We start from the raw sequence: 15,173 nt of genomic DNA, 5'->3' as shown, positions 1-15,173 counted from the left end.
CCAGGGGAAATATGATTCGTTTGCCCATTGGCCTGGCGGCCTTGTGCCTCGCCGCTTCGGCTTTCGCAGCAGCGCCTTTCGACGACAAGTTCCGCCAGCTCGATGAACTGCTCCCGACTCCGGGGGCGATCCGCACCGCCTCCGGCGCGCCGGGCCATGCCTACTGGCAGCAGCGCGCCGACTACACGATCCGCGCCACCCTCGACGAGAACCGCCGCGCGCTGAGCGGATCGGGCACGATCACCTACTACAACAATTCCCCGGATACCCTCAAGTACCTCTGGCTGCAGCTCGACCAGAACATCTACAAGCCGGATTCGGACGCGCGCCAGAGCGCCACCGTGGCTTCGCGCGAAGCCTGGGCCAAGCCGCGCAGCCCGGAAGAGGGCCTGAAGTTCGACGGCATGCGCTCGCTGCTCACCGCCGCCGAGTTCCCGGGCGGCTTCAACATCACCGCCGTCAAGGACAGCGGCGGCCGCGCCCTGCCCTACACCATCAACAAGACCATGATGCGGGTCGACCTGCCGCAGCCGCTCAAGCCCGGCGCGCGGGTCTCGTTCAGCGTCGACTGGAACTACAACATCAACGAGCAGAAGGTGCTCGGCGGCCGCTCGGGCTACGAGAAGTTCGACGACAAGAACGACCTGTTCGAGATCGCCCAGTGGTTCCCGCGCATGGCGGCCTACTACGACGTGTATGGCTGGCAGCACAAGCAGTTCCTGGGCGCCGGCGAATTCACGCTAGAGTTCGGCGACTACGACGTCAAGATCACCGTGCCGAGCGACCACATCGTGGCCTCGACCGGCGAGCTGCAAAACCCGGGCGAGGTCTTGACCGCCGCCCAGCGCGAGCGCCTGGCCCAGGCCCGCAACGCCAAAAAGCCGGTGATCATCGCCAGCCAGGCCGAAGCCGAGGCGCGCGAGAAGCAGCGCGCCAGCGGCACCAAGACCTGGCACTTCAAGGCCAAGAACGTGCGCGACTTCGCCTTCGCCACCAGCCGCAAGTTCATCTGGGACGCGATGGGCGTCAAGAGCGGCAACCTGAACGTGATGGCGATGTCCTACTATCCGAAGGAAGGCAACCCGCTGTGGGAGAAGTATTCGACCCAGGCGATCGTCCACACCATCGAGCAGTACAACAAGTATTCCTTCGACTACCCCTACCCGACCTCGATCTCGGTGAACGGCCCGGTGGGCGGCATGGAATACCCGATGATCACCTTTAACGGTCCGCGCCCGGTGAAGGACAAGAAGACCGGCGAGATCACCTATTCCAAGCGCACCAAGTACGGCCTGATCGGCGTGATCATCCACGAAGTGGGCCACAACTACTTCCCGATGATCGTCAACTCCGACGAGCGCCAATGGACCTGGATGGACGAGGGCCTGAACTCCTTCGTGCAGTCGCTGGCCCAGGAAGCCTGGGAAGAGAACTGGCCGGAGATGCGCGGCGAGCCGCGCACCATCACGGACTACATGAAGAGCCGTAACCAGGTGCCGATCATGACCAACTCGGAGTCCCTGCTCCAGTTCGGCAACAACGCCTACGCCAAGCCGGCGACCGCCCTGAACATCCTGCGCGAGACCATCCTCGGCCGCGAGCTGTTCGACTTCGCCTTCCGCGAATACTCGCAGCGCTGGAAGTTCAAGCGCCCGACCCCGGCCGACTTCTTCCGCACCATGGAAGACGCCTCGGGCACGGACCTCGACTGGTTCTGGCGCGGCTGGTTCTACACCACCGACGCGGTGGACATCAGCGTGGACGGCATCAGCGAATACACGGTCGGCACCAAGGACCCGGAAATCGAGAAAGCCTGGCAGCGCGCGCGCAAGCAGGCCGAACCCGTGTCGGTCACCGACCAGCGCAACAAGGGCATGGTCCGTCGCGTCGACCAGCATCCGGAGCTGAAGGACTTCTACAACGAGAACGACGACTTCACGGTCACCAACAAGGACCGCAACAAGTACGCCGAGACCATGGAAGGCCTCGAGGACTGGGAAAAGGAACTGCTCAAGTCGGGCAAGCACCTGACCCTGGTCGACTTCAGCAACAAGGGTGGCCTGGTGATGCCGCTGATCCTCGAGATCGAACTCAAGAGCGGCAAGAAGTACATCGAGCGCATCCCGGCCGAAGTGTGGCGCTTCTCGCCCGAGAAAATCACCAAGCTGTTCGTGACCGACGAGCCGGTGGTGGGCCTGGTGCAGGACCCGCACTGGGAGACCGCCGACATCGACACCAGCAACAACGCCTGGCCGCGCAAGGCCCAGCCTTCGCGCCTGGAACTGTTCAAGACCGAGCAGAACCAGAACAACCTGATGAAGGACTTCAACACCAAGCTGAAGACCAAGGAGCAGCGAGAGGCAGCGAAAGACGAGTAAGCATAGTCTTCGTTGCAGCAGGCATGGGCGGCGCGGCCGCCCATTCAACCGGCAGGGTCGCGCACCCTGCCGTTTCCACATCCAGAGCACCCATCGTTCCAGCATGACCAACAAGCACCTGCAGGCAAGCCTTGCCACCCTGACCCTCGGCCTCCTCGTCGGCCTGAGCTCGACCGCCGTCGCCGCGCCGGCCATCGAGGACAAGTTCCGCCAGCTCGACGAGCTGCTGCCGACCGCGAACGAATACCGCACCGCTTCGGGCGCGCCGGGTCACGCCTACTGGCAGCAGCGGGCCGACTACCGCATCCGCGTGAGCCTGGACGAGGCCAAACGCGCCATCAGCGGCAACGGGACCGTCACCTACCACAACAACTCGCCGGACACCCTGTCCTACCTGTGGGTGCAACTGGACCAGAACATGTTTCGCGCCGATTCGGACAACCGCGCCATCGCCACCCTGCCCTCGCGCGATGCCTGGCAGGCGCGCGGCAACGACGGCGTCAAGTTCGAGGCCCTGCGCTTCCAGCTCGCCTCGCGCGCGTTCGAAGGCGGCATCGCCATCCACGGCGTCACCGACAGCGACGGGCGCAAGCTGCCCCACGTGATCAACAAGACCATGATGCGCATCGACCTGCCGCAGCCGATGAAACCGGGCTCGCGCTTCTCGTTCAACGTGTCCTGGAGCTTCAACATCCCCGAGATGAACGTGCTGGGCCGCCGCATGGGCTTCGAGCGCTTCGACAAGGACGACAAGAACGACCTGTTCGAGATCGCCCAGTTCTTCCCGCGCATGGCCGCCTATTACGACGTGAAGGGCTGGCAGAACAAGCAGTACATGGGCGACGGCGAATTCACGCTGGAGTTCGGCGACTACGAAGTCGAGATCACGGTCCCGGGCGACCATATCGTGGCATCGACCGGCGAGCTGCAGAACCCCGGCGAAGTGCTCACCGCGGCCCAGCGCGAGCGCCTCGCCCAGGCCCGCAAGGCCAAGAAGCCGGTGATCATCGCCACCCAGCTTGAGGCCGAAGCGCGCGAAAAGCAGCGCGCGGCCGGCACCAAGACCTGGCGCTTCAAGGCGAAGAACGTGCGCGATTTCGCCTTCGCCTCCAGCCGCAAGTTCATCTGGGACGCCCAGGGCATCAAGAGCGGCGACACCGAGGTGATGGCGATGTCCTATTACCCGAAAGAGGGCAACCCGCTGTGGGAACGCTACTCGACCCAGGCCATCGTCCACACCATCGAGCAGTACAACAAGTACTCCTTCGACTACCCCTACCCGACCGCGATCTCGGTCAACGGCCCGGTAGGCGGCATGGAATACCCGATGATCTCCTTCAACGGCCCGCGCCCGGTCAAGGACAAGAAGACCGGCGAGATCACCTATTCGAAGAGCACCAAATATGGCCTGATCAGCGTGATCATCCACGAGGTCGGCCACAACTACTTCCCCATGATCGTCAACTCCGACGAGCGCCAGTGGACCTGGATGGACGAGGGCCTGAACTCCTTCCTGCAGTTCCTGGCCGAGCAGGCCTGGGAAGAGGATTATCCGGGCCGCCGCGGCGAGGCGCGCGACATCGCCGCCTACATGCGCAGCACCAACCAGGTCCCGATCATGACCAATGCCGAATCGACCCTCCAGCGCGGCAACAACGCCTACGCCAAGCCGGCCACCGCCCTGAACGTGCTGCGCGAATCCATCCTGGGCCGCGAGCTGTTCGACTTCGCCTTCAAGGAATACGCCGAGCGCTGGAAATTCAAGCGCCCGACGCCGGCCGACTTCTTCCGCACCATGGAAGACGCCTCGGGCACGGACCTCGACTGGTTCTGGCGCGGCTGGTTCTACACCACCGACCCGGTGGACGTGAGCGTGGACGGCATCAGCGCATACACGGTCGGCACCAAGGACCCGGAAATCGAAAAGGCCTGGCAGCGCGCGCGCAAGCAGGCCGAACCCGTGTCGGTGACGGACCAGCGCAACAAGGGCATGGTGCGCCGCGTCGACCAGCATCCGGAACTGAAGGACTTCTACAACGAGAACGACGACTTCACGGTCACCAACAAGGACCGCAACAAGTATGCCGAGACCGTGGAAGGCCTGGAAGACTGGGAAAAGGAACTGCTCAAGTCGGGCAAGCACCTGACCCTGGTCGACTTCAGCAACAAGGGCGGCCTGGTCACCCCGCTGATCGTCGAGATCGAACTCAAGAGCGGCAAGAAGATCGTCGAGCGCATCCCGGCCGAGGTATGGCGCTTTTCGCCCAAACAGGTCACCAAGCTGTTCGTGACCGACGAGCCGATCGTCGGCCTGGTGCAGGATCCGTACTGGGAGACCGCCGACATCGACCAGAACAACAACGCCTGGCCGCGCAAGCCGGTGCCCTCGCGCCTGGAACTGTTCAAGACCGAGCAGGACCAGAACAACCTGATGCGCGACTTCCGCACCCCGCTCAAGAAGCCGGCTGCGAAGGCGGCTGAGAAGCCGGCTGAGAAGGCCACGCCATGATCCTTCGGCTGATCAAGACCGCCTGCCTGGCCCTGCTCATCGCGCTGAGCACGGCGGCGCACGCGCACCGCTTCCACACCGGCATCACCGACATCTCGTACAACGAGCGGACCAGGAGCACCGAGATCGTGCACATCTACATGGCGCACGACATCGAGGCCCTCCTGATGAACCTCTACCAGCGCCAGTTCGACCTGAGCGACCCCGAGGACCAGCAGGTGCTGCGCAAGTACATCGACCAGCAGTTCGGCATCAAGGGGCCGGACAACAAGCCCCTGCCGCTGCGCTGGGTCGGCATGACGGTCGACGCCCAGAGCGTCACCATCTACCAGGAGGCCGAGCAGACCCCGCTGTCGCAGGCGGCCACGATCCGCCACGGCGTGCTGGTCGACTTCCTGCCCGACCAGGTCAACACCGTCAACCTGACCGAGAGCGGCGTCACCCGGTCCCTGACCTTCCTGCGCGCGGCGCTGGAGCAGCCGGCCCGCCAGCAATCCAAATAAAGCACCGATGAACTTACGCCTGATTCCCTGCGCGCTGGCCGCGCTCTCCGTCCACACCGCCGCGCAAGCCGACGACTTCATGCTCCAGCGCGTGCTGGTCGAAGGCGCGCGCGCCAGCCAGCTCGGCGTCGCCGACTCGGCCGGCGCCGGCAGCGCGGGCGCCAAGGACCTGGCCAACCGCATCGCCTACCGCCCGGGCGAGCTGCTCGAAGTTACGCCCGGCCTGATCGCCAGCCAGCACAGCGGCGAAGGCAAGGCCAACCAGTTCTACCTGCGCGGCTTCAACCTCGACCACGGCACCGACCTCGCCACCTGGGTCGACGGCATGCCGGTCAACCAGCGCAGCCACGCCCACGGCCAGGGCTGGACCGACCTCAACTTCCTGATCCCGGAACTGGTCGGCCGCCTCGACTACCGCAAGGGTCCCTACTCCTCGCGCGAAGGCGACTTTTCCTCGGCCGGCGTGGCCTCCCTCAGCTACGCCAACCGCCTGGCGAAGCAGATCGCCAGCGCCAGCGTGGGCCAGGACGGCTATGCGCGCACGCTGCTGGCCGGATCGCGCGAGCTGGCCGGCGGCGCCCTGCTCTACGCCGTCGAGGGCATGCGCAACGACGGCCCCTGGACCCGCGGCGACGGCTACCGCAAGACCAATGCGGTGCTGCGCTACAGCCGCGGCTACGCCAACAACGGCTGGAGCGTGACCGCCATGAACTACAGCGGCCACTGGAACGCCACCGACCAGATCCCCGTGCGCGCGGTCGAACAGGGCCTGATCGGCCGCTACGACAACCTCGATCCGACGGACGGCGGCGAAGCGCGCCGCGCCAGCCTGTCGGGCGTATGGCGCCGCACCGACGCCGACTCGGCCTCGAAAGTCAGCGCCTACCTGATCCGCAACCGGCTCGACCTGTATTCGAACTTCACCTACTTCCTGAACGATCCGGAGAACGGCGACCAGTTCGCCCAGCCGGACCGGCGCGTGACCACCGGCATGGACGCCCAGCACACCTGGCACCTGCACCGCGGCGAAGAATTCTCGTCCGATGTCACCATCGGCGCCCAGCTCCAGAACGACAACATCTTCAACGCCCTGCTCGACACCCGCGCGCGGCGCCGCATCGCCACCACGCGCGAAGACCACATCGTCGAAACCAGCGGCGCCGTCTTCGTCGAGAGCGCGGTGCGCTGGACCGAGGCGCTCAGGAGCGTGGCCGGCGTGCGCGCCAGCCGCTACCGCTTCCGGGTCGACAGCGACCGGCTGGAAAACAGCGGGCGCGCCCACGACACCCTGGTCACGCCCACGCTGAACATCGTCTACGGCCCCTGGACCTCGACCGAGCTGTACGCCAACTATGGCCATGGCTTTCACAGCAACGACGCGCGCGGCACGGTGGCCCGCATCGACCCCAAGACCCTCGATCCGGTCGATCGCACGCCTGGCCTGGTGCGTTCGCGCGGCTATGAATTCGGTATCCGCAGCGAAGCCATCCCGAAGATGCAGACCTCGCTCGCGCTCTACCGCCTCGACTTCGATTCCGAGCTGAGCTACATCGGCGACGCCGGCAACACCGAGGCGGGCGACCCGAGCCGCCGCTACGGCATCGAGTTCTCGAACTACTACCGCCCGGTCAAGTGGCTGTCGATCGACCTCGACGCCGCCTATGCGCGCGCCCGCTCGCGCGGCGGCAACCCGGCCGGCAACCGGATTCCCGGCGCGATCGAAGGCGTGGCCCAGCTCGGGCTGACGGTGGACCGCAGCGGCCCGTGGTCGGGTTCCCTGCGCCTGCGCTGGTTCGGCCCGCGCCCGCTGGTCGAGGACGACAGCGTGCGCTCGCGATCCAGCCTCACCCTGAACGGGCGCATCGGCTACCGGATCGCCAAGGACCTGCAGCTCGAACTGGAAGGCTTCAACCTCGCCAACCGGCGCGACTCCGCCATCGACTACTTCTACGAATCGCGCCTGAAGGGCGAGGCGCAGGCCGTGGCCGACGTCCATTTCCACCCGATCGAGCCGCGTTCCTTCCGCCTGAGTCTCGTCAAGAATTGGTGAGCATCAGACTGGCTGCGTGGAAAAGTGCTACGCTAATCGGCATGAGTACACCGCAAGCTCCCTACACCGAACCCTCGCAACTGGCGGACGCCCTGCGCACCCAGGGCTACGCCCTGCTGCGCCCCGCCGACCTGTCCCACCTGGCCGGCTGCAGCCTGGCCGAGCTGCACTCGCTCGTCCCGAGCTGGGACCGGCTCGAGCTCGACAACTACCTGAAGGACGGCGGCCGCTACCGCCGCCGCCGCCACTCCTGCTTCATCGACGACGGCGCCGCGCTTGCGCAAACGCCGCACCGCGCCCACTGGCAGCCGGTCGAGTACAACGCCCTGCACGGCGGCATGCACCGCCTGTTCGCGCCGATGGAGCCCGACACCGTCGCCAACCCGGCCTGGACCCGCCTGCTGCGCGCCCTGGGCGCGGCCTGCTCCCAGGTGCGCGGCCCGCAGCGCTGGTTCGTCGAAGCCCACCAGTTCCGCATCGACACCACCGACGGCATCGGCCGCCCGACCCCGGAAGGCGCGCACCGCGACGGCGTCGATTTCGTGGCCGTCATCCTGATCGACCGCCACGCCATCAAGGGCGGCGAGACCCGCGTGTTCGAGGCCGACGGCCCGGCCGGCCAGCGCTTCACCATGCTCGAACCCTGGACCCTGCTGCTGCTGGACGACGCCGCCGTCATCCACGAGTCGACCCCGATCCAGCCGCTGGGCGAACACGGCCACCGCGACACCCTGGTGCTGACCTGGCGCGCCGGCGGCTTCCAGGGCGAGGGCGCCTGAGCGTTTATCCAGCTGGCTTAGCGTTTGGTCAATTTCACGTAAGCAATAGACGATATAATTCGGGAACTGTTCCTCTACGATCTCCCGAGTATGTCGCCGTCGCGTCCTTTCCTGGCAGTGCCCTCCCTGTTCGCCACGGCGCCCGCGTCCACCTGACGGCGGCATGCGCTTCCCGGTTTCCCATCCGCTCTGCGCCCTGCTGCTCTGCCTGGGCGCCCTGCCGGCGCAGGCCGCGCCGTCCACCGACTGCGCCCGCCTGTACCGCGAGGCCCAGCGCGCCGGCGGCGCGGGCGCTTTCAGCTGGAGCACCCAGGCGGCCCCGCCGGCTGCCCTGCCTGCCGCGCCCCTGAGAATCGCCCTGTGGGGCGACAGCCTGACGTCCTCGCGCGACTTCATCGACGCCGCCCTCGAGGCCTCCGGCATCCGCGCCCAGGCGGCCCATCCGAGTTTCATCCAGGCCGGGGCCGCGATCCCGGGCCTGCGCCTGCCGCTCAAGGCCGCCTGCGCGGCGGGCAGCTGGCAGACCGGCCACGCCTACAAGGAAGTACGCAAGCCGGCCGGGTATTCGCCGGGCCTGGTCAGCATGCAGAGCGACACGCCCGGCGCCACCCTGTTCCTGGACTTCCGTCATCCGCAGGCGACCGCCCGCCTCAGGCAGCTCGACATCCTGTTCGAGAAGTCCGCGCCCCAGGGCTCGCTGCTGCTGGCCGTTTCGGTGGACGGCGGCGACGAAGAGATGGTGCCCCTGAGCCGCACTCCGGACCGGGTGCTGCGCATCCAGCCGGCCGCGCCCTTCGCCAGCATCCGCCTGCGCCTGGTCAGCGGCCTGCTGCGCCTGCACGGCTTCCTGCCGCTCTACCAGGACGCCCCGGCGGCCATCCTCGACACCCACAGCGTCCCGGGCGGCACGCTGCGCGCCTGGGCCAATGCCGACGAGCGCCTGTTCCCTCCCGCGCGGGCCGCCGGCGAAGACTATGACCTGATCCTGGTGCAGTACGGGACCAACGAGGGCGCCGCGCCGAGCTTGCGCCGCGCCCAGTACGAGAGCTACCTGCGCACCCATCTGGCGCGCCTGCGCGCCTTTCATCCGACGCCGCGCTGCGTCCTGATCGGACCGCCCGACCGCGGCGCCGGCTACGGCGCGATCCACCAGCAGATCGCGCAGGCGCAGAAGAAGATCGCGCCGGAATTCCGCTGCGCCGCCTGGGACTGGCAGGCCGCCATGGGCGGCACCGGGAGCGCGGCGCGCTGGGCGCGCATGGCGCCACCGCAGATGCAGGGCGACCTGACCCATTTGAGCGCCAAAGGCTACCAGGCCAGCGGCCGCAAGTTCGCCAACGACCACCCGCTCGACACTCATTGACACGGCTCCGATGAACTCTCACAGCCACAAGGGGAACGCCCGCTTTGCCGAACTGGATGGGCTGCGCGCGCTCGCCGTCGTCTCGGTGATCCTGTTCCACCTCGAGATCAGCAGCGTGCTCGACGCCGGTTTCTTCGGGGTCGACATGTTCTTCACGATCTCGGGCTTCATCATCACTTCCCTGCTGCTGCGCGAGTACCGCAGCGCCGGCGCCTTCGGCTTCATGAATTTCTATTTCAGGCGCCTGAAGCGCCTGATGCCGCCGGTGCTGGTGCTGATCCTGGTGGCCTTGCCGGTCACCGCCGCCGTCTCCGATTCGGCCTACGCCTGGCTCAAGGCGGACGTGCCGGCCGCCCTGTCCTATATGTCGAACTGGTGGCAGATCGTGGCGAAGCAGGACTACTTCGACACCACGCCCCACGTCCTCAAGCACCTGTGGTCATTGGCGATCGAGGAACAGTTCTACCTGGTGTGGCCGCCGGTCGCCTACCTGCTGCTCAAGCGCTGGGGCGTGCGCGCCGTAGGCGCCTTCGCGGCCGCGGTCGCGCTGGCGGGCGCCGCCTGGATGGCCTGGCGCTACCAGCTCGACCCCGGCGCGCCCGACCACAATCCGCTCTACCTGGGCACCGACACCCATACCATGGGCCTGTTCGCCGGCGCCGCCCTGGCCTGCTTCTGGGACCCCTGGGCCAGGAAGAGCGGGGACGCTGCCTCCACCACCTGGCGCGTGCTGGCCCTGGCCTCCCTGGCCCTGCTCGGCTTCATGATGCAGACCATGAACACCTCCCAGCCCTTCCTCTACCAGGGAAGTTTCCTGCTGGTGCCGGTGCTGACCTGCGTCGTCATCTACACCACCATGAGCGACCGCGACTTCGCAGTGTCGACCCTGCTGCGCAATCCGGCGGTCCAATGGGCCGGCCTGCGTTCGTACTCGCTCTACCTGGTGCACTGGCCGGTGTTCTGCTGGATGCGCCTGCTGGATGCGGGCGACTTCGCCGACTGGCGTAACCTGGCGCTCGCCCTGGGCCTGACCGCCCTGCTGTCCGAGGCGCTGTACCGCGGCGTCGAACAGACCTCTTCGCGGCTGGACCTGAACACCCCGAAAGTGTTGCGCAAAGGAATGGTTATCGGCGCCTACGTTATAATGGCCGGGCTGGTGGCCCTGGCCACCGTCCGTGACGGCGCCCTCCAGGCGCCGCTGCAGATAGCCGGGCCGGCGCCGCAGACGCTACCCGCGACAGCGAGCCCGGGCACGAGCGCCGGCGCGCCGGCGGCGCCCGCCGAGGACATCGATGCGGGCGCGGTGATCTCGGGCGGCGAGGACATCTACGCCATCGGCGACTCGGTGCTGCTCGGTGCGAGCAGCTACCTGTCCAGGACCATCCCGGGCATCCACATCGACGCCGCCGTCGGCCGGCAGGCCAGCCAGGGCTTGAAGGTGGTGCAGGAATGGCGCGCCAGGGCCGGCAAGGCTTCCACCGTGCTGGTGCACCTGGGGACCAACGGCTACATCAACGAGGACCAGTTCCGCGAACTGCTGCAGGCGCTGGCGGACCGCAAATCGGTCATCGTCATCAACGTGCACGCGGGCCGCCGCTGGACCGCGCCGAACAACGAGATCATCGGGCGCCTGGCGCGCGAGTTCGTCAACGTGCGCGTGATCGACTGGGACGCGCTGGCCGCGAACCATCCGGAGTACTTCGTCAAGGACGGCATCCACCTGACGAAGAAGGGCATCCTGGCGCTGAGCGCCCGGGTCAAGGCGGCCACCGGCGGCACGGTCATCGCGCCCGGTTCGCCCACCATGCTGGCCGCCGCCGGACCGGCGGCCCAGGCCGCGCCCGCGCCGCTGCGCAGCCGGTTTGAAGCGCCGGCGCCCGCGCCGGTCACCGAGCCCACGCCGGCCGCGCCGCCGGCGCAGGCGGAACCGGCGTCCGAGCCGGCGCCCGAATCGGCCCCAGTACATGCGCCGGCGCAGGAAGCCGCGCCCGAGCCGGCGGCCGGCGACACCGCGCCGCTGCCGGAAGGCGCGGCCGCGGGCGAGGCGCTGGCGATGCTGCGCTGGCAGCACGACGAATAACAGGCAGACGGACGGCCGCGGTCCCGCATGCCGCAGCTGAACGAAGGAGGCGCATGCGTGCCCTGCGTAATCTGATGATCTTGATACGGGTGCTGGGCGTGCTGGCGCTCGCCCTGCTCTTGTACGCCTGGATCGACCCGGTGCGCGTCAGCGGCTGGCTGGACGCCATGGGCGGCGAAGACGCCGCCCGCTCGGAGCAGCTCGAAGCTGCCGCGACCGAGATGCCCGACCTGGACGCCATCCCCACGGTGGCGCGCCCGCTGCACGTGAGCCGCGCCCAGGCCGCGATGGCGCGCTGGCTGGGCGCCCGCTACCGGGTGTCGCCGGCGGCGCTCGAGGCCCTCATTGTCGAAGCCGACCGGCTCGGCAAGACCTACAAGCTCTCGCCCAACCTGATCATCGCGGTGATGGCGATCGAATCGAACTTCCACCCCTACATCCAGAGCGAAGCCGGGGCCCAGGGCCTGATGCAGGTGATGCCCGGCATCCACGCCAAGCGCTACGAGAAGTTCGGCGGCAAGACCAGCTTCGTCGACCCGATCGTCAGCCTGAAGGTGGGCGCCGAGATCCTGCGCGACTGCGTCAAGCTCAAGGGCGGCTCGGAGACCGAGGCCCTGCGCTTCTATTTTGGCGGCGGTCCCGCGAGCGACGCCTATGTCGAGAAAGTCAGGGCCGAGCAGCGGCGCCTGAACATGGTGGCGGCCGGCGTGCGCGTGCCGACCAGCGATTGAACCTCTACTTCACCGGAGCCAGCATGCGCCGCGCCCTGATCCTCACCCTGTCCGTATTCGGCCTCCCGGCCGCCGCCAGCAGCGCGGCGCAGCCGCCGGTGCTGCGCCAGCTCCTGGTCCAGGCGCCCGCCGTCACGGCCGAGCTGCTGTGCGAGAAGAAGACCGCCGCGCCCCGCCCGGCCGCCGCGCCCGACCCCGATCCGCTCGAAGTGCCGAGCGGAGACCTGGTCGCCAGCATGATCGCCGAAGCCCTGCCCGCGCCCCAGGCCGCCGGGCCGGCGCCGCTGCCGCGCTTCAAGCCCGCCGGTGCCGGCCTGCGCATCGCGATCTGGGGCGACAGCCACCTGGCCGCCGGCTTCTTTTCCGACGAACTGCGCAAACAGCTGAAATTCCCGCTCGAAGCCAGCCCCAACCTGCTGCTGCCGGCCAACATGGGCCGCGCCGGAGTGCGCCATCCAATCCGCCAGTCCTGCGTGTCGACGCACTGGAAGTACGAACCGGGCTACCTGGGCGGCGAGAGCGCGGCCGCGCCCGGCCCGGGCTTGATGAGCATGTCGAGCGAGCAGGCCGGCGCCAGCCTGGCCTGGGACCTGCGTCAGCCGGGCCAGTGGGCCGGCTACGAGCGGGTGCGCATCCTCTACCAGCAGACCGACACGCCGGTGACGGTAGCGGTGGCCGTCAACGGCGAGCCCGACAAGGAAGTGGTGCTCGACGGCGCCGCCGGCCCCGCCGTGCTGGAACTGGCCTCCGAAGGACAGATCACCCAGGTGAGGCTGCGCCTGGTCGAGGGACGCCTGCGCTTTCATGGCCTGGAGCTGGCGTCCAGCCAGGCCAAGCCCGTCCAGCTCGACGTGTTCGGCTATCCGGGCGCCACGGTGGCGGCCTGGAAGCACGCCCGGCTGGACTATCTGTCCTCGTGGTTCACGGCGCGCGACTACGGGCTGGTGGTGCTGGAATTCGGCACCAACGAAGGCAACGTCAAGCCTTTCGACGCCGCCGCCTACCGCGCCACCCTGGTCGACTCGGTGCGCGCCATGCGCGGCCTGTTCCCGCAGGCGGCCTGCATCCTGGTCGCGCCGGGCGACCGCGGCATCCTGGTGCGGCGCTCGGCCAACCTGGGCAAGACAGCGAAGCCGCGCAAGGGCGGGAAGGCCGGCGTCGACCTGTTGCAGTATTCGCGTATCCACGCCGAGATCGGACGCATCCAGGCCGAGGTGGCGCGCGAGGCCGGCTGCGGCGTGTGGAGCATGCTGGATGCCATGGGCGGGCCCGGCAGCGCCTACCAGTGGGCGCGCCAGTCGCCGGCCCTGATGTCGCGCGACCTGATCCACTTCACGGTGGCCGGCTACCAGCGCCTGGCGCGCAAGTTTGCCGAGGACACGGGCCTGGGCGCGCAGCCGGCGCTGGCCCGCTGAGCGCCGCGCGGCGACGGCACAAAAAAAGACGCCCGCGAACCTTGCGGTAGCGGGCGGGAATCCAATTTTCGGAGAAAACTGGAGGAGACGGTTTCAATATAATCCAATTTATTGTGCAGTGCAATACCGTAGAACTACGGTGTGCCTTTTGCCGGAGAAACGTTTCCAAATACAGTGATTTTTGTTGTATTTGCGGCACTGCGTCAGTTACCGCTACCTTTTAGCGGTACCGAAAAGCATCATCTAACAACACATCGACTGCCGTCTCGGGCGCCGCACCGGCGCCGGGATCCATCCCGAGCGCTGCGCGCAGCCGCGCGGCCTGCAACGGCGGGGTGGGCGTGGCGGCAGCCATTGCCACCGCCGACGGGGTCGGCGCCTCGTGCACTGCGCTCACCGGGGAAGCGAGCGCGCCCGGCTGCGAGGGCGCGCCCGGGGTGGCGCGCAGGGGCGGCGCCGCCGATGACTGCCGCGCCCGCGACGGCGCCTCGGCCGCCAGCGGCAGTCCACCCTGCGCCAGCGCAAACGCGGTCCGCTCCCAGGCGCGGGGCTCCCCTGCCTCGAGCGCCACCTGCGCGTCGGCCAATGGCGCCGCATTCGCCACTTCCAGGCCGCCGGCCCGCAGCGCCGAGACCAGCAGACGAAACGGGTCCTTGCGCTTGCCGCCCCGGTAATCAGGCGCGAGGAAGTCCGCGCTCGTGAACAGGCTGCGCAGGACCGCGCGCTGCTCGCCGCCGCTGCGGCGCCAGGCGGCTTCCATCCGCTTCACCAGGCTGGCGGGCGGCCGCTCGCTGACGAAAAAAACGGCCAGGGACCGGCACAGCGACCGGGGCGAAACGCCCGCGGACAGGCCGGGCAGCGCCGCGCGCAAGTCGCGATAGGGACCGAAAAGGTGCGGACGCGCCTGTTCGGCGATGGCGGCCAAGCTCGCCGGGCTGGCGGGCGGCAACTGCGCCAGCCAGAACGCCAGCAGCACCTCCTCCAGCTGCCGCCCGCTCGCGATGGCGCGCAGCAGGCGTTCCTGGCGCGCCAGCGCGTCCGCCTCCCCGGGCCGGGCATCGGCGCGCGCCAAACTCAGCGCGTGCACCCGGCGCGCGGCGGCGCCCGTCAATCCCGGCGTGGCGGGATCGAGCTGGCTGTCGAGATGGGACGCCAGCCCGGAGGCGCGCAGGGCGCCGATCTCGCCCGGACGCGGCCCGTAACCCATCCGGTTCAGCACGTGCAGGGCCTCATCGGCGCTGAGCGGGGTCGCCGCGCGCGCGCCGTCCGCCAGCAGGCAGCAGAGGGCAAGCAGGGTTGTCGGCATCAGGCGCATGGCTTCTCCATGCAGACATGGTATATCGCGGACCGGGCCATGAACGATAA

At 68.2% G+C, this 15,173-nt stretch carries 10 protein-coding genes; 9 read left to right on the top strand and 1 reads right to left on the bottom strand.

Features of this window, described 5'->3' with window-relative positions; translation table 11 throughout:
* Positions 1–11: 11 nt before the first annotated feature.
* From B0920_RS17905 to B0920_RS17865, 9 genes are all read left to right on the top strand, one after another.
* Positions 12–2,378, top strand: a complete 2,367-nt coding sequence (locus B0920_RS17905) for a M1 family metallopeptidase (protein WP_078034012.1) — start codon at positions 12–14, stop codon at positions 2,376–2,378.
* Between the two features lie 103 nt (positions 2,379–2,481).
* The gene (locus B0920_RS17900; protein WP_078034011.1) at positions 2,482–4,887 is read left to right on the top strand and encodes a M1 family metallopeptidase; all 2,406 of its coding nucleotides are present in this window, start codon (positions 2,482–2,484) and stop codon (positions 4,885–4,887) included.
* Positions 4,884–5,390, top strand: coding sequence for a DUF6702 family protein (locus B0920_RS17895; RefSeq protein ID WP_078034010.1), 507 nt, complete (start codon positions 4,884–4,886; stop codon positions 5,388–5,390). The genes B0920_RS17900 and B0920_RS17895 overlap by 4 nt, the downstream gene beginning before the upstream one ends.
* Before the next feature lie 7 nt (positions 5,391–5,397).
* Entirely contained in the window at positions 5,398–7,440 is a 2,043-nt protein-coding gene (locus B0920_RS17890) for a TonB-dependent receptor (RefSeq protein ID WP_078034009.1), read from the top strand.
* A gap of 41 nt (positions 7,441–7,481) precedes the next feature.
* Positions 7,482–8,219, top strand: a complete 738-nt coding sequence (locus B0920_RS17885; RefSeq protein ID WP_078034008.1) for a 2OG-Fe dioxygenase family protein — start codon at positions 7,482–7,484, stop codon at positions 8,217–8,219.
* Positions 8,220–8,382: 163 nt separating this feature from the next.
* Entirely contained in the window at positions 8,383–9,582 is a 1,200-nt protein-coding gene (locus B0920_RS17880; protein ID WP_078034007.1) for a GDSL-type esterase/lipase family protein, read from the top strand.
* A 10-nt stretch (positions 9,583–9,592) separates the two neighbouring features.
* Positions 9,593–11,662 carry an acyltransferase family protein gene (locus tag B0920_RS17875; RefSeq protein WP_078034006.1) on the top strand — a complete coding sequence of 690 codons (2,070 nt, stop codon included), beginning with the start codon at positions 9,593–9,595 and terminating at the stop codon, positions 11,660–11,662.
* A 53-nt stretch (positions 11,663–11,715) separates the two neighbouring features.
* Positions 11,716–12,393 (top strand): transglycosylase SLT domain-containing protein, encoded by a 678-nt coding sequence (locus B0920_RS17870; protein ID WP_078034005.1) that lies wholly within the window; start codon positions 11,716–11,718, stop codon positions 12,391–12,393.
* A gap of 23 nt (positions 12,394–12,416) precedes the next feature.
* On the top strand, positions 12,417–13,808 hold the full coding sequence (locus tag B0920_RS17865; RefSeq protein ID WP_078034004.1) for a GDSL-type esterase/lipase family protein: 1,392 nt from the start codon (positions 12,417–12,419) through the stop codon (positions 13,806–13,808).
* 220 nt (positions 13,809–14,028) lie between these two features.
* Here the strand turns inward: B0920_RS17865 and B0920_RS17860 are convergent, their stop codons facing one another.
* Positions 14,029–15,123, bottom strand: a complete 1,095-nt coding sequence (locus B0920_RS17860; RefSeq protein WP_078034003.1) for a DUF1800 family protein — start codon at positions 15,121–15,123, stop codon at positions 14,029–14,031.
* Between the last annotated feature and the right edge of the window lie 50 nt (positions 15,124–15,173).

Source organism: Massilia sp. KIM (genome assembly GCF_002007115.1).
GTDB lineage: Bacteria > Pseudomonadota > Gammaproteobacteria > Burkholderiales > Burkholderiaceae_D > Telluria.
Note: the sequence above shows the minus strand (reverse complement) of the source record. Positions and strands in the feature narration are given on the sequence as shown.

Excerpts from the sequence above, each read along its gene's own strand:
- B0920_RS17895 (WP_078034010.1), top strand. The coding sequence starts at position 4,884 with ATGATCCTTCGGCTGATCAAGACCGCCTGCCTGGCCCTGCTCATCGCG.
- B0920_RS17870 (WP_078034005.1), top strand. The coding sequence starts at position 11,716 with ATGCGTGCCCTGCGTAATCTGATGATCTTGATACGGGTGCTGGGCGTG.
- B0920_RS17880 (WP_078034007.1), top strand. The coding sequence starts at position 8,383 with ATGCGCTTCCCGGTTTCCCATCCGCTCTGCGCCCTGCTGCTCTGCCTG.
- B0920_RS17875 (WP_078034006.1), top strand. The coding sequence starts at position 9,593 with ATGAACTCTCACAGCCACAAGGGGAACGCCCGCTTTGCCGAACTGGAT.
- B0920_RS17885 (WP_078034008.1), top strand. The coding sequence starts at position 7,482 with ATGAGTACACCGCAAGCTCCCTACACCGAACCCTCGCAACTGGCGGAC.
- B0920_RS17890 (WP_078034009.1), top strand. The coding sequence starts at position 5,398 with ATGAACTTACGCCTGATTCCCTGCGCGCTGGCCGCGCTCTCCGTCCAC.
- B0920_RS17900 (WP_078034011.1), top strand. The coding sequence starts at position 2,482 with ATGACCAACAAGCACCTGCAGGCAAGCCTTGCCACCCTGACCCTCGGC.
- B0920_RS17865 (WP_078034004.1), top strand. The coding sequence starts at position 12,417 with ATGCGCCGCGCCCTGATCCTCACCCTGTCCGTATTCGGCCTCCCGGCC.
- B0920_RS17860 (WP_078034003.1), bottom strand. The coding sequence starts at position 15,123 with ATGCGCCTGATGCCGACAACCCTGCTTGCCCTCTGCTGCCTGCTGGCG.
- B0920_RS17905 (WP_078034012.1), top strand. The coding sequence starts at position 12 with ATGATTCGTTTGCCCATTGGCCTGGCGGCCTTGTGCCTCGCCGCTTCG.